We start from the raw sequence: 17,685 nt of genomic DNA on the forward strand, positions 1-17,685 counted from the left end.
AAGCAATTGCAAAGGCTGGGTATTACTGAATGTCTCTATACATCGATGATGACCAACGTGCCCCGGCTGCCGGGGCTTACAGCATGGGGAGTGCCGGCTTCTACGAGGTACATCTGGCCGGCAGCAACGCGTATTTGCTCGGTGCCAATGCTCAGGCACAACTGGCCGCTGACTACCAATAACCCCTCGTTGTAATCATGGGTTTCCTCTTTATAAGCTTGGTCATCCATACGCAACACCTTGATCCGCGCTGGGCCGACTTGGCCCAGGCGTGCGGATTTCCAGCTGTCTGGCAGTTGCGCCGCAATGGCGCTGAAGTCGAGTAACGGCATGTGAAGCTCCTTGTTTCAACGATGCCGTCGGTGGTCCGGTTCAGCGGTCAAGAGTATTCGGATATTTATGCGGCAGCCACTTCCTGCGGCTCAAAACTGTCCGCCCGTGCCATTTGCCACATGCGCGAATAGAACTCGCCGTTCACCTCGCCGGTGAGCAACTCGCCAGGCTTGAGGAACACATGCAGCTGCGAGAACAGTTTGATTTCGGTCGCCGACATGCGCCGCACCAAATGCTTGGCCGACAGTTGCGACGGATGATCCAGGCCGGCCGCAGCGAGCATTTCCGCCAAGGCGTGCAGCGTGTTGCGGTGGAAGTTGAACACGCGCTGGGCTTTGTCGGGCACCACCAGCGCACGCTGGCGCAGCGGGTCTTGGGTGGCGACGCCCGTCGGGCATTTGTTGGTGTGGCAGCTTTGCGACTGGATGCAGCCGATGGCGAACATAAAGCCGCGCGCCGAGTTGGCCCAGTCGGCGCCGATGGCCAGCACGCTGGCGATATCGAAGGCGCTGACGATTTTGCCGCTGGCGCCCAGCTTGATCTTGTCGCGCAGGTTCAGGCCCACCAGGGTGTTGTGCACAAACAGCAGGCCTTCACGCAGCGGCACGCCGATATGGTCGGTGAACTCCACCGGCGCGGCGCCGGTGCCGCCTTCCTTGCCGTCGACCACGATAAAGTCCGGGAGGATGCCGGTCTCGAGCATGGCCTTGGCGATGCCCATGAACTCCCACGGGTGGCCGAGGCAGAACTTGAAACCCACCGGTTTTCCGCCGGACAGTTCACGCAGTTGCGCGATGAACTGCATCATCTCGATCGGGGTGGAAAACGCGCTGTGGCGCGATGGCGAGATGCAGTCTTCGCCCATCATGATGCCGCGCGTCTCAGCAATTTCCTGGGTGACTTTGTGCTTGGGCAGAATCCCGCCATGGCCGGGTTTGGCACCCTGGCTCATTTTGATTTCGATCATGCGCACTTGCGGGTTCTGTGCCTGTACGGCAAAGCGTTCCGGGTCGAAACGGCCGTCGCTGGTGCGGCAGCCGAAGTAACCGCTGCCCAGTTCCCAAGTCAGGTCGCCGCCGTTTTCACGGTGGTAGGGGCTGATGCTGCCTTCGCCGGTGTCATGGGCAAAGTTGCCGAGCTTGGCGCCTTGGTTCAACGCGCGAATCGCATTGGCGCTCAGCGAGCCGAAGCTCATCGCCGAGATGTTGAAGACCGAGGCCGAGTAAGGTTGCGTGCACTGCGGGCCGCCGACCATCACGCGAAAGGCGCTGGGGTCGCTGAGCGGCGCCGGACGCATGGAGTGGCCGATAAACTCGAAGCCCGACTGGTACACGTCGATCAGGGTACCGAACGGCTTGTCGGCGGTTTCGTTTTTGGCGCGCGAGTAAACCAGCGAGCGCTGAGCCCGGGAGAAGGGCAGGGCGTCGCTGTCGGATTCGAGCAGGTACTGGCGGATCTCCGGGCGAATGGCTTCCACCAGGTAACGGATATTACCCAGGATCGGGTAGTTGCGGCGCACCGCGTGGGGGCTTTGCAGCAGGTCGAAAACGCCGATCAGGCTGAGGATGCCGGTGACCACGGTGATAGGCCACAGCCATTCATGTTCGATAAACGGAAGGCTGGCGAGGGTGAAAATGACGCACACGGCAAAGAAGGCGTAACGGCTTAGCAACGACAGGCTCATACGGTTTTTCCTCAGGTTCAACTCTACAGGTCGATCGGGCATTCTGCGCCTGTACGGAAACCATAGACAACCTGTGGGAATAATCAGTTTGGCTGCACCTGTGGGACAGACTGGCCCGGAATAGACAACTGGCGGCTATCGGTGACCTCGAATTGCGCCTGTTGGGTGGCGGTCGAGTCGGCCCCGACGAAGACGGTAAAGGTGCCCGCTTCGACCACTGGCGAGAGGTTCATATCCAGCAAGGCGAAGTCCTCTTGATCGAGGGTGAAAGTCACGCTCTGCGCCTCGCCGGGGGCCAGGTGCACTTTGCGAAACCCGCGCAGCTGTCGGACCGGGCGGGTCACACTGGCGACGTCATCGCGCAGGTACAACTGGACGATTTCATCGCCGGCACGCTTGCCGGTGTTGGTGACGGTGACCTCGACGGTCAGGGTTTGGGTGGACGCAAGCCGGGTGCTACTCAGTTTGGGCGTTGAGTAGCTGAACGTCGTGTAGCTCAAGCCGAAGCCAAATGGATAGGCTGGCGTGTCATTGATGTCCATGTAGTTGGAGCGATAGCCGGACGGCGAACCGTCGATATTGCTGTTGGGGCGGCCAGTATTTTTGTGTGCGTAGTAAAGGGGGACCTGCCCGATGCTGCGTGGGAAGGTGATCGGCAATTTGCCGCTGGGGTTGACATCGCCAAACAACACATCCGCCACTGCATGCCCCATTTCGCTGCCGAGAAACCAGGTTTCAAGCAATGCAGGCGCCTGTTGAAGGGGCTGCGCGAACACCAATGGGCGGCCGTTCATCAGGATGACTACCACGGGTCTTCCGGTGTCCAGAAGCGCGCGCAATAGCGCCTCCTGGCCGCCGGGCAAGCCAAGTTCGGCGCGGCTCTGACCTTCGCCGCTGTACTCGGCATTTTCGCCCAGTACGGCGACCACTACGTCGACGTCGCGGGCGGCTTTTTCGGCGGCTGCGATACCTTGGGTGTCGGCGCTGCTGGGGGAGGCGCCGGGCAGGTAGGTTACGTCGGTGTCGGTGGAGACGGCGTTCTGTATGCCTTGCAGGACTGTTACCGCGCCGATGGGGGTGCCTGGCCAGGACGCCGGGCCGAGCGTGGCGGCGGCATCTTTGGCCAGGCTGCCGACCACCAGCAACCGGCGAAGTTTCTTTGACAGAGGCAGTAATTGACCGCTGTTTTTCAACAATACGATAGACTTTTGCCCCGCCTCACGGGCCAAAGCACGATGCTGCGGTATATTCGCGCTATTGGCTTCGCGGATCGGGTCACTGTAGCGGTAAGGGTCTTCAAACAGTCCCAGGCGCTGCTTGGCCTTGAGTACGCGGCGCACGGCTTCATCCACGTCTGCCATTGAAACCTGGCCGTTGCGTAGGAGCGTCGGCAGGTGTTGCCGGTAAGTCTGGCTGGCCATTTCAATATTGATGCCAGCGTTAAAGCTTAACCATGCCGCATCCGATGGGGTGCGGGCGATGCCGTGCTGAATCAGTTCCTCTACGGCGGAGTAATCGCTGACGATAATACCGGTGAAGCCCAACTTCTGACTCAACAGCCCTGTCAGTAGGGCCTTGTTGCTGTTCATGGGCGTGGCGGCGACCTCGTTGAAGGCGGGCATGATTGCGTCAACGCCCGCGGCTACGGCCGCCTGGAAAGGGGGCAGGTAGACCTCCATCAAGGTTCGTTCCGACAGATCGGCGACGTTGTAATCCCGCCCGCCCTCGCCAGCCCCATAGGCAACAAAGTGTTTAGCGGTAGCCATCATGTACGAGTTGTCAGGCCGGCCTGAGCCGTGAAAACCGCGCACCCGCGCAGCCGCCAGGATCGAGCCGAGAAACGGGTCTTCACCAGCACCCTCCACCACGCGTCCCCAACGTGGGTCACGCGCTATGTCGACTACGGGAGCGTAGGTCCAGTGCACACCGCTGGCGGTGGCTTCAACAGCTAACGCGCGGGCACTTCGTTGCGTCAGTTGAGCGTCCCAGGCCGCAGCCTCCGCCAGGGGCACCGGGAACACGGTGCGAAAGCCATGAATGACATCGAGGGTAAACAACAGCGGTATATGTAAGCGCGAACCTTGTACCGCCTGTTTTTGCAGCTGGCGAGTCAGGTCGGCACCGTAGGCTCCGATGACAGAACCGACGGTTATCGTTGGCCGTTCTTCCAAGCCGTTTTGATCAACGACAGTGCCGGTCGGTGTTTCCTTGATGCCGAGCAGGCTGAGTTGGGCGACTTTTTCCTCCGGCGTCATTTGCGCCAGTAGGCGTTCGACAACATCATCCTGGGCGGTTGCTGCCAAGGCCAAAAAGCTCAGTAATAGCATCAAGAAGCGAGTAGACATGGGTATCAACGCTGGCCGAAATATGCACATAAGTGTTCAGCGCGCAGGCAAACCCAGCTACTGTCAGAAATAACAGTTCATCAACGGTTTCAGACAAACGGTCAGGCGTTTTGCGCCTGAAGAAAGATCGAGAACAGCTCCGACTGGGATTTGATCCCTAGCTTGCTGTACATGTGTTTCTTATGGACTTTCACGGTTTCAACAGAGATTTCCAGCTTACGGGCGATCTCCTTGCTGGAGCAACCGCTGAGCATCAAACGGCCTACATCCAGCTCACGGGCGGTGAGTTGTGCGCCCCCCCAGCCATCATTTTGAATCGGCGGTTGCGGCGCGCTCACCTGGTTCAGTTCATGGGGCAGGCGCTGGCGCAGCAGGCTCACCACCCACGGCTGGATCAGTGACAGCAGGGCACTTTGCTGAGGGTCAAAACGCTGTTTCGAACCCAGCGACAGGCACAGGGTGCGCCCGTCCGGCAGGTGGCAATTGAACTGGATTTCATCGGCCACCACGTTCAGGCGAAAGTAGCGCTGGTAGTACTCGGTCAGCTCGAAATGCTCCGGCGCCACGTCCGCCAGGCGCAACAGGCCGGTGCGCGCGTGTTCGCGGCTGGCGATGTAGAACGGGTCGAGCAGGTACAGGCCGTTGAGGTAGTCCTGGAACAGAGGGTCCGGCGTGCCATCGGCGCCCGGGGATTCGGCGAACACCAGCGGGCGGTGCTGACTGCTGAACAGCAAGGCCACCCAACTGTCGGACGGCACGTATTGGTCCAACAGCCGCACAAGCTGGGTCCAGAAATTGGGCTGGTCCAGGGCGTCTATCATTTGCCCCACCGAACGGTGCCAGGCGATGTCTTGCAGCGTCATGCTCATCAATCTACCCCTATCGGGTTACCTCGGCCGCGTAATTCCCTGGCCGGTGTTGGCTGCGCATACTGCGACACGGATAAAGAACAAGGAATACCCATGAAGGTCGAATTTGCCCAATTGGCAGGCCGCGATAACGGTACAGCTTACAACCTTGAGCGCGCCTTGGCGGCCATTGCTGCGTGCGCTGCCGACACGCAACTGATCGTCTTCCCGGAAACCCACCTGATGGGCTTCCCGTCGGCCGAGACCGTCGCCACTATCGCCGAGCCGGTAGACGGCCCCACCGTACAAGCGGTTATCCAGGCGGCCCGTGCGCGCAATATCGCCGTGGTCATCGGCATGGCCGAACACGACGGTGGCCAGTTCTATAACACCACCTTGCTGATCACCCCCGAGGGCATCGCCCTGCGTTATCGCAAGACGCATCTGTGGGCTTCGGATCGCGGCGTGTTCACCGCTGGTGATCGTTACGCCACATGCCTGTGGAACGGCGTGCGCGTCGGCCTGCTGATTTGCTACGACATCGAGTTCCCGGAAACCGCCCGCGCCCTGGCGCAACTGGGTGCCGAGCTGCTGATCGTCACCAACGGCAACATGGACCCTTACGGCCCCACGCACCGCACCGCGATCATGGCCCGCGCCCAGGAAAACCAGGCGTTTGCGCTGATGGTCAACCGGGTCGAAGAGGGCGACGACGACCTGTTGTTCGCCGGTGGCAGCGCCCTGGTGGACCCGATCGGCACCTTGCTGTTTGAAGCGGGGCGTGAGGAAGGGCAATTCACCGTCGAGCTGGATTTCGACCAATTGGTGGCGGCTCGCAAGGACTACCGCTACCTGGATGACCAGCGCTTGAAATTGCCCGGCGAGGTGATTGAGCGCAGCGATGGGACGCGCGAATTGCTGATCCCCCACGTTTAAGACTGGCCCCTAGTGGCGAGGGAGCTTGCTCCCGCTGGGCTGCGCAGCGGCCCCAAAATCTTAGGGCCGCTACGCGCCCCAGCGGGAGCAAGCTCCCTCGCCACAAAAGCGACATCAATCATAAAAATAGTTTGCGCTTCACTGACTTCAGTTCTGCCATAAATCTAATAAATCAGCGGAGAATCGCTCATGGCTCGTTTGCAACGCACCCTGTCGTTAGGGTCGGTGGTGCTGTTTGGCATCGCCTATATGACGCCGATCATTGTGCTCGGCACCTTCGGCATCCTCGCGCAATCCACCGGCGGTATGGTCCCGGCCGCTTACCTGGCGGCCCTGGTGGCGATGTTCTTTACCGCCATGAGCTACGGGCGCATGGCCTCGGCATTCCCGGTGGCCGGTTCCGCCTACAGCTATGTGCGCAAGGCCATCAGCCCCAAGCTGGGCTTTATCGCCGGTTGGGCGGTGTTGCTCGACTACCTGTTCCTGCCCATGGCCATCTGGTTGATCGGCGCTGCGTACCTGCATTCGGCGTTCCCGGCGGTGCCGCAGTGGGTGTGGGTGCTGGCCTTTATCGGTATCACCACGGCAATCAATATCATCGGGTTGAAGCTCGCCAACGGCATCAACGCGCTGCTGATGCTGGTGCAATTTCTGGTGCTGATCGCGTTTGTCGCGCTGTGCATCCACTACATCGGCGGTGACGCGAGCAAGCCGCTATGGACCATCGCCCCGTTCTTCAACGGCCAGATGCACATGCCGCTGATCATGAGCGGCGCGGCCATCGCCTGCTATTCGTTCCTGGGCTTTGATGCGGTCAGTACCCTCACCGAAGAAACCCGCGACCCGCGCCGTACCATCCCACGGGCAATCATGCTGATCACCTTGATCGGCGGTCTGATCTTCGTCGGCGTGTCGTACTTCGTGCAGATCGCCCACCCGTCGTTCGAATTCGCCGATGTGGATTCGGCGGCCTACGAGATTGCCCGCAACGTGGGCGGCGACCTGTTTGTGTCGATCTTCCTGATCGGCCTGATCGTCGGCCAGTTCGCCTCGGGGCTGTCGGCCCAGGCCAGCGGTTCGCGGCTGTTGTTTGCCATGGGCCGTGACGGTGTGTTGCCCAAGTCGTTCTTCGGCTCCTTGCATGCGCGCTTCGGCACGCCGGTCAACAGCATCCTGTTGTGTGCGGTGGTGGCCTTGCTGGCGTTGAAGCTCGACGTGACCACCTCAACTTCGTTCATCAACTTCGGTGCGTTCCTGGCGTTCAGCCTGGTGAACCTGTCGGTGATCTTTCACTACTGGATCGGCGCCAAACAGCGCGGTGTGCGTGAGGTGATCCTGTTCCTGGTATTCCCGACCATCGGCTTGCTCGCGGACGTGTGGCTGATGGTCAGCCTCGATCACCTGGCGATTTACCTGGGCGCGGTGTGGTTGGCGATTGGCCTGGTGTACCTGGGCTTTCTAACGCGCGGTTTCTCGAAACAACCCCCGGAAATGGACTTCCAGGAAGCGGCATAGAAGCAGTCGGCCTATTCTTATTGAAATCGGTTCTCGTTTGAGTGCATGATTAGTGTTACTGTATAACACTTGAATTGCACCCAGACGCCCCGGAGGCCTTATGAAAGCTGGTATCCATCCCGACTACCGCACTGTGCTGTTCCACGACACCGCCGCCGACGTGTTCTTCCTGATCGGCTCCACCGCCGACAGCGACCGCACCCATACACACAGTGACGGCAACACTTACCCGTATATCCCGCTTGATGTGTCCAGCGCCTCGCACCCGATCTACACCGGCCAGCAGCGCAAGACCCAGGTCGAAGGCCGGATCGCCGGGTTCAACAAGCGTTTCGCTTCGTTTGGGTCCAGCCCAAAAAAGGCGGATGCATAACCCCGACTCGGCGGCGTGCCCTACGCCGCCGTTTGCCGAATCGGCAGCACCACCCGAAAGGTTGTGCCCTTGCCCAACTCACTGCTGACCGAGATTGAGCCCCGGTGTTTCTTGACGATGCCGTAGGAGAGTGACAACCCCAGGCCAGTGCCTTCGCCGACGGGTTTGGTGGTGAAGAAGGGGTCGAAAATCTTCTGCACGGTTTCCGGCGCAATGCCACAGCCGTCGTCCGCCACTTCCAGCCAGATGTTCTCACCTTCCACGCCGTTGCTGATGGTAATGGTCCCGCGTTCCGGGCCCATGGCTTGTGCGGCGTTGATCACCAGATTCATCACCACTTGATTGAGCTGCGACGCCAGGCACTCTATGTCCGGCAGCGGCATGTAGTGCTTGACCACATCAGCCCTGTACTTCAGTTCGCTGGCGACGATGTTCAGCGTCGAATCAATGCCTTGTTGCAGGTTGGTGAATTGCCAGGTCTGGTCGTTGTCCACCCGCGAAAAATTTTTCAGGTCTTTGACGATTTGCACCACGCGGCCAATGCCATCCTTGGATTCGCGGATCAGGATCGGGATGTCCTCCTTGAGAAAGTCCAGCTCCAACGTCGTGCGCAAAGCCTTTAGCTGGTCGCGCTGTGGTTGCGATGCGATTATTTCTTCAGTGTGTCGATAAGCTTCAAGCATCTGTTGCAGCTGGTTGAAGTAGCCATCGAGGGTGCTGAGGTTGGACGAAATGAAGCCTACCGGATTGTTGATCTCATGGGCGACACCGGCGGCAAGCTGACCCAGCGACGCGAGCTTTTCCGACTGCACCAGCTGGCTTTCCAAGTGCTTGCGCTCGTCGATTTCCAGTTGCAGCGCCTGGGTACGTTGTTCCACCAGCTGTTCCAGGTGGGAGGTTTGCAAGGCGGCGCGACGGGCCATGTCCCACTTGTTGGCCAAGGTGTTGGCCATTTGCTGGACCTCAATGTTGTCGAAGGGTTTTTTCAGGATCAGCAAGCGGTCATGGGCGTGCAGGCGAAAGAGCAGGTCCTCCCAGGAGTAATCCGAGTACGCGGTGCACACCACCACTTGCAGGTCGGGGTCGACCTTCCACAATGCCTCGATGGTCTTCGCGCCGTCCCAGCCCTGGGGCATGCGCATGTCCACAAAAGCCAGCGCATAGGGCCGTTGTTCTGCCATGGCCGTGGTCAGCAAGCCCAGGCCTTCTTCGCCACCGTACGCCGAATGCAGGTCGAATACCTGAGCCTGAGGCGTGGCGGCGGCGCCGAACAGCGCTGACTCCAGGTCGTCCAGTGCAGGGTTGGCGGCCACGCTCGGCATCAGAATCTTGCGAAAGTCTTCATGAATTGACGGTGTGTCATCAATCAACAGAATGCGCCGGTTGGGAGTCTGGTTCATGGGGCAGTTCCGGCAAGGGTAAGAGGAATCGTCAAGGTAAACACTGCGCCAAGGCCTGGCCCATCGCTGTGGGCGCTGAGTTGGCCGTGCATTTCCACGGCGGCCAGGGCGCAGCTGTGCAGGCCGAAGCCGTGGCCTTCTTTGCGCGTGGTGAAGCCGTGGGTGAATATCCGGGTCATGTTCTCGGCGGGTATGCCCTCGCCATCGTCCCTTACACTGATTTTCAGCGTCTCTTCAGCCGCCGGTTGCACGGTCAGGGTCATTTGCCGTGGCCGGTCACTGAGGTTGGACATGGCGTACTTGGCGTTGCTGATCAGGTTGACCATGATCAGCAACAGCCGGTGTTTGTCGCCCAGAATCTCCGGTACTTGTGCGTACTCCTTGACCACCGTGACGTGATGACGGCTCAAAGCGCCGGCGTTCATGCGCAGGGCGTCTTCCATCAACGCGCTGATGTTGACGGGTTCGAGCAGTGTGGAGGCGCCGGCATAGGATTGCTGGGTCGAGACGATGTCCTTGATGTGGTCAACGCTTTTGCTCAGTTGCGTCAGTTCCTCGCTCATGTCTTGCTGTTCGACTGCAATCGCTTCGACCAATTGGTTCAGGTAGCCCGGCAGCAACTTGCCCTTTTCATCCTCGCTGAGGAAGGTGCCCAGGTCGCCCTGATGCGCGTTGATCAATTGCATGGCTTTGCCCAGGCCCTGGGCCTTGCTGTTGCGCAATTTACGCCCCACCAGGTCGGCGGAAATGTTCACACTGTTGAGCACGTTGCCGACGTTGTGCAGCACGTTCGTGGCGATTTCCGCCATGCCCGCCTGGCGGGCGCTGTCCATCAGCTCGCTCTGGGCGTCCTTGAGCTGTTGCGTGCGCCGCTCCACCCTTTGTTCCAGGGTTTCGTTGGCGGCCTGCAAGGCACGATTGATCCGGTTGATCTCGGCGAAACTGCGCAACAGGCGTACCGCCAGGTACAGCAGCAACACCACCAGCAAGGTTGAGAAAATCAACAGGTAGCGGTGGTATTGATGATCAATGAGGTCGGCCGCCTGCTGGTCCTGGTTGAGGTGGGTGGTCAAGTCATCCAGGCGCTCGGCCACGGGCACTGCGGCAATTCGTTCGAGGAGGCTGTTGACCACCGGTTGCTCGCGCAGGATCAGCGAAATGTGGTTGCTGAGGATCTCGACCGGGGCCTGGAACTCAATGGGCAGGCGTTCCTTGTTAATTTCCAGTTTGCCCAGGCCCACCAGAATATCGGCGGCGCGGTCGTCGCTGGTGACCTGGGCGAACTCCAGGCTGCTGAGCAGCAGGTCGTAGGTGTCGGTGGCCACGCTTTGCAGTTGCAGCCGCCCTCCATCGTCAACACGATTGAACTGGGCCTGGATATCGTCTTCAGCGGTCGGCAGAAACGCCAGCGAGTTGCGCAGCACCGCATTGTGGGATTTGAACCGGTCTACCAGCCGCGCCTTTTCCTGGATGGCGGTTTCATACGCTAGCTGGATGGTGCGCCAACGGGGCAGGTCGACGCTGTTGTGGTAGGTGCTGCGGCTGTTAAGTTCGGCCCATATACGCGTCATTTCGGTGAGTGGTGTCACCAGCGGATCGTAGTTGTGGGTAATCGCGATCCGGGCCTTGAGCACTTCGCTGTCCCATTGTGCGTTGAGTTGCTGGAGCTGGCGGATCAGGTCCCGTGACTGGGTGTAGCTGGCTGTTTGGTCGCGGGAGGACATGAGGTACAAAAAGACCAGGGTCGAGGCCAGCAGCAGGGTCATCAACCCCAGCAACAGCTGACTGATACGGCGGCGGGACAGGCTCGGCAGTCGGCTCATAACGGCTTGCCCGCCCATTGGCCAGTCAGGGTCTTGAGAAACAGGATGATCAGGTCCTTGTCTTCCTGGGTCGGAGTGCGCCCCAGCTGATACTTGAACATCACGTCCACAGCCTCTTCCAGGCTCTTGGCCGAAGCGTCGTGAAAGTAGGGCGCGGTGACCGCCACATTACGCAGGCTGGGCACCTTGAACACATAGCGGTCCTCTTCATCCTTGGTCAACAGGTAACGCCCCAGGTCCGACTCGACCGGGTTGCCGCGGTCCTTGAAGTAGTCAGCCATCACGCCGAATTTTTGAAACATGTTGCCGCCGATGTTCACACCCTGGTGGCAGGCGATACAGCCGTAATCTTTGAAACGCTGGTAGCCGTACTTTTCCTTGAGGGTCAGGATCTCCGTATTGCCCTTCAAGTATTGGTCAAACCGTGAGTCGGGCGTGAGCAGCGTGCGCTCATAGGTGGCCAGGGCGTTTTGCACATTGGCTGCGGTGACCCCATCGGGATAGGTCTGCTGGAATGCGCTCTGGTAGGCGGGCACGGCGGCGAGGTTCTGCACTACGGTTTTCCAGTCGCTGCCCATTTCTGCCGTGCTGGTGACCACGTGTTCGACTTGCGCCTCCAGCGTGTCGACACGACCATTCCAGAACTGTTTGAAATTCAGGCTGGCGTTGAACACCGATGGGGTGTTGACCTCTACCGGTTTGCCGTCAAAACCGATCGAAAACGGCTTGTCGTCGGCGCCGCCGGACTCCAGGCGATGGCAACTGGCGCAGGACAGGGTGTTGTTGGCTGACAGGCGCGGCTCATTGAACAGTTGCCGGCCCAGTTCGACTTTGGCCGGGTCCAGCGTCGGCACGCCCGGCAAGGGTTTGAGTGCCTCGTCCAGCGGTGCGGCTGCCAGTGGCAGACTCGCGCCTAACCATAAGGTGAAAATGAGCCCTTGGGTTGATACTTCGCTCAAGCGAGCACTCCTTGCAATCGGCTATTGATCGGGCATCAGGGCAGGGTGACCGGCTTGCATCAACTGCGCAAAATCCTTTGGGGGCACGGCTTTGCTGAATAGAAAACCCTGGCCTTCTTCGCACCGCTGAGCTTGCAGGAAGTTCAGTTGTTCGATCGTCTCCACGCCTTCGGCAATGATGCTCATGTTCAGACTTTTGCCCATGCCGATGATAGCGCTGATCAGTTGCGCGTCCTGGCTATTTACGCTCATGCCGCGTACGAAAGATTGGTCGATTTTCAGCACGTCGATGGAAAAGCGCCGCAGGTAGCTGAGGCTGGAATAACCGGTGCCGAAGTCATCCAGGGCCAGACGCACGCCCATGGCCTTGATGGTGTTCAAGGTGGCGACGGTGTCGTCGACATTCTGCATCAACACGCTTTCGGTGATTTCCAACTCCAATTGGGCAGGCGGCAGGCCGGTCTGTGTGAGTATCTCGGCCAGGTTGTCGGTAAAGTCCCGCTGGCGAAAGTCGATGGCCGAGACGTTCACCGAGATGCACAACGGGCTCAAGCCCATGGCGCGCCAGGCTTGCCCTTGCTCGCAGGCCCGGCGCAGTACCCACTGGGTCAAGGGCACTATCAGCCCACTGTCTTCGGCCACCGGAATGAACTCAGACGGACTGACCCATCCGGCGCGCGGCGCAAACCAACGTATCAAGGCTTCGGCACCGACGATTTTGCCGGTTTTCAATTCCAGTTTCGGTTGGTAGTGCAGCACGAACTCGTCACGCTCCAGGGCCTGGCGGATCGCGCTTTCCAGGCCTTGCTGGTGTTGCGCGCGCAGGTTCATGGTCTCGGTATAAAAGCTGAAATCACCCGGGCCACGCTCCTTGCTGGTGTGCATGGCGGTTTCGGCATGTTTGATCAGTTCCACCGCCGTGCTGCTGTCATTGGGGTAAATACTGATGCCCAGGCTGGCGGTGACGCTCAGGTCGTGCCCGGCGACGTGGCGGGTTGTGCGCACGGCCGTGAGCAACTTTTGCGCAATATGCTGGGTTTGTTGCGGGTGCTGGATATCGTTGAGCAGAATCACAAACTCGTCGGCCCCGTAGCGAAACACTGAATCCGAGTCTCGCACCGTCGCCACCAGGCTCTGGCTGACCTGCTGGAGCACCTCGTCGCCCGCCGGATACCCCAAGGCATTGTTGATGCGCTTGAAGCGGTCGAGCCCGATAAATATCACCGCCAGTTGTGTGTCATGCCGTCGGCCCAAGGCGATGGCCTGGGTCAGGCGGTCACCCAGCAACGTGCTGTTGGGCAACTGCGTGAGCGCGTCGTATTGCAACAGGTGCGACACTTTGAGCAGTTCCTGCACGCGTTCTTCAATGGTGCGCTCCAGGCCCAGTACCTTGAGGGCGACGTCTTGGGCGAGCTGCCATTTCCAGGTCAGGGCGCTGGCCATCTGGCGGATTTCCAGGTGGTCAAAGGGTTTTTTCAGGATCAGTAGCTGGTCGTTGTACTTCAATCGCGCTTCGATGGCCTCAAAGGAGTAATCGGAGTAGGCGGTGCACAGGGCAACCTGCAGGTTGGGGTCGACGTTCCACAACTGTTCGATGGTGTGCAGGCCATCCCAGCCGGGCGGCATGCGCATGTCGATAAACACCATGGCGTAGGGCGCACCGTCCGCCAGGGCTTTGTTCACCAGGGCAAGGGCCTCCTGGCCCTGATAGGCCGAATCCAGCAAAAACGCCTGGCGCACCGGCGCCGCGGTGCCGAACAGGGCTTCTTCCAGGCTGTCCAGTGAGGGGGCATCGTTGGGATTGGCGCACAGAATCTTGCGGAAATCTTCGTGGATAGAGGCGGTGTCATCCACGATCAGAATGCGTCGGTTGGCCCGCCCTGAATCCGGCTTCATGGCGCACTCTGCATTGGCAACAGGGTTGATGGCATAACACTTCCTTCCTTGGTTTGACATCCGGGAGGAGTACGTACCGGTTGAGACAGCATAGTTGAGTTCCCTTGAAATCGACGGCAAGTTGGCGTCAAATCAGCTGCGTGGCTGCGTGCATCAAGCGCAGAAACGCGGCGGGATACCAGGGTTCAATTTAGCTCTATTACGTTTATTTTTAAGGCGCAGTAACCATGGATGAACAGCTTGCGACCCCACCCACGATTCTGGTGGTTGATGATGAAGAATCGATCCTCAACAGCCTGCGCCGCCTGTTGCGCGGCCAACCCTTCAATGTCGTACTCGCCGGCAGCGGCGCCCAGGCCCTGGAGATCATGGCGGCCCAGCCCATCGACCTGGTGATGAGCGACGCGCGCATGCCCGGCATGGACGGCGCGCAGTTGCTGGCTGAAGTCCACCGGCTGTACCCGGCCACCAGCCGCATCCTGTTGACCGGCTATGCTGACCTTGCGACGATCATCAAGGCGATCAACGAAGGGCAGATTCACCGTTACATCAGCAAACCCTGGAATGACGAAGAACTGCCGCTGGTGTTGCGCCAGGCCCTGGAGCATCAGCGCCTGGAGCGCCTGGCCCATGAGCAGAATGATCAGCTCAAGGTGTTGAACGCCAACCTGGAAAAGCGCGTGGCAGCCCGTACCAGCGAGCTGCAACAGACCGCCGACATGCTCGATCTGGCCTACGACGAGCTCAAGCGCAGCTACGTGACCGGTACCGAAGTGTTTTCGCTGTTGGCCAACCTGCGCTTGCCCAAGGACAAACAGACCAACCGCGCCTTGATCGAACTGATCCGGGTCTACTGCGCGGCCCAGTCCATCGACGAAGCCAGCACCCGCGACCTGACCATGGCCGCTGCGCTGTACAACATTGGCAAGCTGAGCTGGAGCGACAGCATGATGGTTGCGCCGTCGGACAAGCTGCACAGCACCGACCGTGGCCTGTATCGCGAGTACCCGACCCAGAGCGAATCGCTGCTGATGACCCTGGAACCGATGAAGGATGCGGCGCGGATCATTCGCCACCACCAGGAGCGTTGGGACGGTACAGGGTTTCCCGATCACCTCAAGGGCGATGCGATCCCGCCCGGCTCGCGCCTGCTTAAACTGGCAGTGGACTTCATCGAACTGCAAAAAGGCTTGATCCTTGAACGGCATCTGAACAGCGACGAAGCGTTGCTGTATATCCGCAAGTACGCCGGTCGCCTTTACGATCCGGAGCTGGTGGAAGACTTCGTGCAGGCCTGCGCGGCCTTCCTCAGCGATGTGACCTTGGGCGACCCCAGCGTCAAGGTCCTCTCCACCCGAGAGCTGGAAGCCGGCATGGTGCTGGCCCGCAACCTCAATGCCGATAACGGCATGCTGTTGCTTAACGCCGGCAAGGTTTTGAATCTGCCGCTGGTGGACAAGCTGATTGCGTTCGAGGCGATGGAAGGCGCGAAATACAGCGTATTTATCAAACAACCTGAAGAGACACCGATCCTTTCATGAGCATTTCCACTATTCGAATCGCCGCCGCCCTGCTGATCGGCAGCGACGGTCAAACCCTGCTGGTACGCAAACGTGGCACCCAGGCGTTCATGCAGCCCGGCGGCAAGATCGACGCCGGTGAGCAACCCGCCGAGGCGCTGGCCCGTGAGCTGTACGAAGAACTGAACCTGTGTATCAAACCGAGTGACGCCGTGTACTTGGGCCACTTCTCGGCGCCTGCCGCCAACGAACCGGGTTTTACGGTGCACGCCGAGTTGTTCCAGGTGCACATTGATGTGCCGGTAGCGCCCGCTGCCGAGATTGAAGAAGTGCGCTGGATCGACCCGGCTGGTGACGGCGGCTTGCAACTGGCGCCTTTAACGCGGGATTTGATCCTGCCGTTTTACCGAAAGTCGCTCACCGCATGCTGATTCGCCCACTGGGTGCCCACGACGCCGAGGCATATCGAGCGCTGATGCTTGAGGCCTACGGCGCCTATCCCCAAGCGTTTACCTCCAGCGTCGCCGAGCGCGCGCGGATGCCAATGAGTTGGTGGGAAAAGCGCCTGGACAATCCGTTGGACCGGGTACTCGGCGCGTTCGCGGCTGACACCTTGGCCGGGATTGTCGGCCTGGCCTTCGAACCCCGGGAAAAGGCCCGGCACAAAGTCACGCTGTTCGGCATGTTCGTGACCGAGGCTTATCAGCGCAAGGGCCTGGGCCGTGAGTTGCTGGAGGCGGCGCTCGATGCCGCGCGACGCCAGCCCGGCGTCAAACTGATCCAACTGACCGTCACCGCCGGCAACGACGCAGCCTTCGCGCTGTACCAGCGCTGCGGTTTTATTCAATACGGCCTGGAGCCGTTGGCGGTGCGGGTGGGGATCGAGTACTTCGACAAGGTCCACATGTGGCGTGAACTCAAAGGCGACTGAAATTCCATAGGGGAACCATAGTTCTGTGTGGGAGCTGGCTTGTCGAATCGTCGCACCGCTGCGATAGCATCAACTCTGTGTACCTGACACACCGAGGTGTCTGCATCGCAGCGGTGCGACGATTCGACAAGCCAGCTCCCACATTAGAGTCCTCATTGTGTTCACCTTTGTGCGTGATTAACGCACGGCGCTGACCCCATCCAAAGTTGAAAACGAGGTGTCCTTGGCGGTCAGCAAGAAGTCGCGCATATACGGCGCATCCAGCATGTCCGCACGGATCCCCGCATACAACGTCGCGAACAAGCCTTTTTCGCCCAAACGCTTGGCCTTCACATACCCACGCGCGCTGTATTCATGCAGCGCCCAATGGGGCATGCCGCACACGCCACGGCCGCTGGCGACCAATTGCATCATCATCACCGTCAGCTCCGAGGTGCGCACCTGGGCCGGCTCCACGTCGGCCGGTTCCAGGAAGCGCGTGAAGATGTCCAGGCGGTCGCGCTCAACCGGGTAGGTGATCAGGGTTTCGCTGAGCAAGTCTTGCGGCACGATGTACGACTTGTTCGCCAGCGCATGCTGGTTGGCCACGGCCAACATGGCTTCGTAGGTAAACAAGGGCACATAGGTGATGCCCGGCAGTTCCAGCGGGTCGGAGGTCACCACCAGGTCCAGGTCGCCACGGGCCAGGGCCGGCAGCGGCGCGAAGGCAAAGCCTGAGGCCAGGTCCAGTTCGACTTCCGGCCAGGCATCGCGGAACTGGTCGATGGTCGGCATCAGCCACTGGAAGCAGCTGTGGCATTCGATCGCCATGTGCAAGCGCCCGGCGGTGCCACCGGCCAAACGCGCAATGTCACGCTCGGCGCCGCGCAACAAGGGCAGGGTGGCATCGGCCAGTTGCAGCAGGCGCAAGCCGGCGCTGGTGAAGCGCAACGGTTTGGTTTTGCGCACGAACAGCGGCATGCCCAGGCGCTCTTCCAGTTCTTTGAACTGGTGGGACAGCGCCGATTGCGTCAGGTGCAGGCGTTCGGCGGCTTCGACCAGGCTGTCGGCTTCGCGCAATGCGTGCAGGGTCTTGAGGTGGCGGATTTCGAGCACGGGCGCTCCATGAAGATAATTTGTGAT

At 60.1% G+C, this 17,685-nt stretch carries 15 protein-coding genes; 6 read left to right on the top strand and 9 right to left on the bottom strand.

The window, feature by feature from the left end; all coding sequences use genetic code 11:
* Window positions 1–35: 35 nt before the first annotated feature.
* The 4 genes from HBO41_RS04670 to HBO41_RS04685 all read right to left on the bottom strand — a co-directional run bounded on the left by HBO41_RS04670 (window position 36) and on the right by HBO41_RS04685 (window position 5,231).
* On the bottom strand, window positions 36–332 hold the full coding sequence (locus HBO41_RS04670) for a cupin domain-containing protein (protein WP_099548502.1): 297 nt from the start codon (window positions 330–332) through the stop codon (window positions 36–38).
* Between the two features lie 65 nt (window positions 333–397).
* A complete protein-coding gene (locus HBO41_RS04675) occupies window positions 398–2,017 on the bottom strand; it encodes an FMN-binding glutamate synthase family protein (protein WP_169985314.1) in 1,620 nt (539 codons plus the stop codon).
* An 83-nt stretch (window positions 2,018–2,100) separates the two neighbouring features.
* Window positions 2,101–4,362 carry a glycoside hydrolase family 3 N-terminal domain-containing protein gene (locus tag HBO41_RS04680; protein WP_169985316.1) on the bottom strand — a complete coding sequence of 754 codons (2,262 nt, stop codon included), beginning with the start codon at window positions 4,360–4,362 and terminating at the stop codon, window positions 2,101–2,103.
* A 101-nt stretch (window positions 4,363–4,463) separates the two neighbouring features.
* Window positions 4,464–5,231, bottom strand: a complete 768-nt coding sequence (locus tag HBO41_RS04685; protein WP_169985317.1) for a LuxR C-terminal-related transcriptional regulator — start codon at window positions 5,229–5,231, stop codon at window positions 4,464–4,466.
* A 93-nt stretch (window positions 5,232–5,324) separates the two neighbouring features.
* Between HBO41_RS04685 and HBO41_RS04690 the strand changes: the two genes are divergently transcribed.
* The 3 genes from HBO41_RS04690 (at window position 5,325) to HBO41_RS04700 (ending at window position 8,034) form a co-directional block, all read left to right on the top strand.
* On the top strand, window positions 5,325–6,146 hold the full coding sequence (locus HBO41_RS04690; protein ID WP_017136333.1) for a carbon-nitrogen hydrolase family protein: 822 nt from the start codon (window positions 5,325–5,327) through the stop codon (window positions 6,144–6,146).
* A gap of 189 nt (window positions 6,147–6,335) precedes the next feature.
* Complete coding sequence (locus tag HBO41_RS04695; protein WP_169985319.1) at window positions 6,336–7,661, top strand: APC family permease; 1,326 nt, start codon at window positions 6,336–6,338, stop codon at window positions 7,659–7,661.
* 100 nt (window positions 7,662–7,761) lie between these two features.
* Complete coding sequence (locus HBO41_RS04700; protein WP_017135901.1) at window positions 7,762–8,034, top strand: type B 50S ribosomal protein L31; 273 nt, start codon at window positions 7,762–7,764, stop codon at window positions 8,032–8,034.
* 20 nt (window positions 8,035–8,054) lie between these two features.
* On the opposite strand, the gene HBO41_RS04705 is transcribed toward HBO41_RS04700, so the two are convergent.
* The 4 genes from HBO41_RS04705 to HBO41_RS04720 are packed head-to-tail and all read right to left on the bottom strand — an operon-like array spanning window position 8,055 to window position 14,112.
* A complete protein-coding gene (locus HBO41_RS04705; protein WP_017135902.1) occupies window positions 8,055–9,434 on the bottom strand; it encodes an ATP-binding protein in 1,380 nt (459 codons plus the stop codon).
* On the bottom strand, window positions 9,431–11,257 hold the full coding sequence (locus HBO41_RS04710; protein WP_225933034.1) for a DAHL domain-containing protein: 1,827 nt from the start codon (window positions 11,255–11,257) through the stop codon (window positions 9,431–9,433). The genes HBO41_RS04705 and HBO41_RS04710 overlap by 4 nt, the downstream gene beginning before the upstream one ends.
* Window positions 11,254–12,216 carry a cytochrome-c peroxidase gene (locus HBO41_RS04715; protein ID WP_099548508.1) on the bottom strand — a complete coding sequence of 321 codons (963 nt, stop codon included), beginning with the start codon at window positions 12,214–12,216 and terminating at the stop codon, window positions 11,254–11,256. Before HBO41_RS04715 ends, HBO41_RS04710 begins: the two co-directional genes overlap by 4 nt.
* 21 nt (window positions 12,217–12,237) lie before the next feature.
* Entirely contained in the window at window positions 12,238–14,112 is a 1,875-nt protein-coding gene (locus HBO41_RS04720; protein WP_017135905.1) for a bifunctional diguanylate cyclase/phosphodiesterase, read from the bottom strand.
* Window positions 14,113–14,339: 227 nt separating this feature from the next.
* On the opposite strand from HBO41_RS04720, the gene HBO41_RS04725 reads away from it, so the two are divergent.
* Genes HBO41_RS04725 through HBO41_RS04735 form a run of 3 tightly spaced genes read left to right on the top strand, consistent with a single transcriptional unit; the run spans window position 14,340 to window position 16,563 of the window.
* Window positions 14,340–15,653 carry an HD domain-containing phosphohydrolase gene (locus tag HBO41_RS04725; protein ID WP_169985321.1) on the top strand — a complete coding sequence of 438 codons (1,314 nt, stop codon included), beginning with the start codon at window positions 14,340–14,342 and terminating at the stop codon, window positions 15,651–15,653.
* On the top strand, window positions 15,650–16,063 hold the full coding sequence (locus tag HBO41_RS04730) for an NUDIX domain-containing protein (RefSeq protein ID WP_169985324.1): 414 nt from the start codon (window positions 15,650–15,652) through the stop codon (window positions 16,061–16,063). Before HBO41_RS04725 ends, HBO41_RS04730 begins: the two co-directional genes overlap by 4 nt.
* The gene (locus HBO41_RS04735) at window positions 16,057–16,563 is read left to right on the top strand and encodes a GNAT family N-acetyltransferase (protein ID WP_099548509.1); all 507 of its coding nucleotides are present in this window, start codon (window positions 16,057–16,059) and stop codon (window positions 16,561–16,563) included. Before HBO41_RS04730 ends, HBO41_RS04735 begins: the two co-directional genes overlap by 7 nt.
* Before the next feature lie 177 nt (window positions 16,564–16,740).
* Here HBO41_RS04735 and metR read toward each other — a convergent pair whose 3' ends face one another.
* Window positions 16,741–17,658 carry a transcriptional regulator MetR gene (metR, locus tag HBO41_RS04740; RefSeq protein ID WP_017137016.1) on the bottom strand — a complete coding sequence of 306 codons (918 nt, stop codon included), beginning with the start codon at window positions 17,656–17,658 and terminating at the stop codon, window positions 16,741–16,743.
* Window positions 17,659–17,685 lie beyond the last annotated feature (27 nt).

This window comes from Pseudomonas sp. WS 5146 (genome assembly GCF_012985495.1).
GTDB classification, from domain to species: domain Bacteria; phylum Pseudomonadota; class Gammaproteobacteria; order Pseudomonadales; family Pseudomonadaceae; genus Aquipseudomonas; species Aquipseudomonas edaphica.

Excerpts from the sequence above, each read along its gene's own strand:
- HBO41_RS04700 (WP_017135901.1), top strand. The coding sequence starts at position 7,762 with ATGAAAGCTGGTATCCATCCCGACTACCGCACTGTGCTGTTCCACGAC.
- HBO41_RS04730 (WP_169985324.1), top strand. The coding sequence starts at position 15,650 with ATGAGCATTTCCACTATTCGAATCGCCGCCGCCCTGCTGATCGGCAGC.
- HBO41_RS04705 (WP_017135902.1), bottom strand. The coding sequence starts at position 9,434 with ATGAACCAGACTCCCAACCGGCGCATTCTGTTGATTGATGACACACCG.
- HBO41_RS04690 (WP_017136333.1), top strand. The coding sequence starts at position 5,325 with ATGAAGGTCGAATTTGCCCAATTGGCAGGCCGCGATAACGGTACAGCT.
- HBO41_RS04725 (WP_169985321.1), top strand. The coding sequence starts at position 14,340 with ATGGATGAACAGCTTGCGACCCCACCCACGATTCTGGTGGTTGATGAT.
- HBO41_RS04695 (WP_169985319.1), top strand. The coding sequence starts at position 6,336 with ATGGCTCGTTTGCAACGCACCCTGTCGTTAGGGTCGGTGGTGCTGTTT.
- HBO41_RS04675 (WP_169985314.1), bottom strand. The coding sequence starts at position 2,017 with ATGAGCCTGTCGTTGCTAAGCCGTTACGCCTTCTTTGCCGTGTGCGTC.
- HBO41_RS04685 (WP_169985317.1), bottom strand. The coding sequence starts at position 5,231 with ATGAGCATGACGCTGCAAGACATCGCCTGGCACCGTTCGGTGGGGCAA.
- HBO41_RS04680 (WP_169985316.1), bottom strand. The coding sequence starts at position 4,362 with ATGTCTACTCGCTTCTTGATGCTATTACTGAGCTTTTTGGCCTTGGCA.
- HBO41_RS04710 (WP_225933034.1), bottom strand. The coding sequence starts at position 11,257 with ATGAGCCGACTGCCGAGCCTGTCCCGCCGCCGTATCAGTCAGCTGTTG.
- HBO41_RS04670 (WP_099548502.1), bottom strand. The coding sequence starts at position 332 with ATGCCGTTACTCGACTTCAGCGCCATTGCGGCGCAACTGCCAGACAGC.
- HBO41_RS04735 (WP_099548509.1), top strand. The coding sequence starts at position 16,057 with ATGCTGATTCGCCCACTGGGTGCCCACGACGCCGAGGCATATCGAGCG.
- HBO41_RS04720 (WP_017135905.1), bottom strand. The coding sequence starts at position 14,112 with ATGAAGCCGGATTCAGGGCGGGCCAACCGACGCATTCTGATCGTGGAT.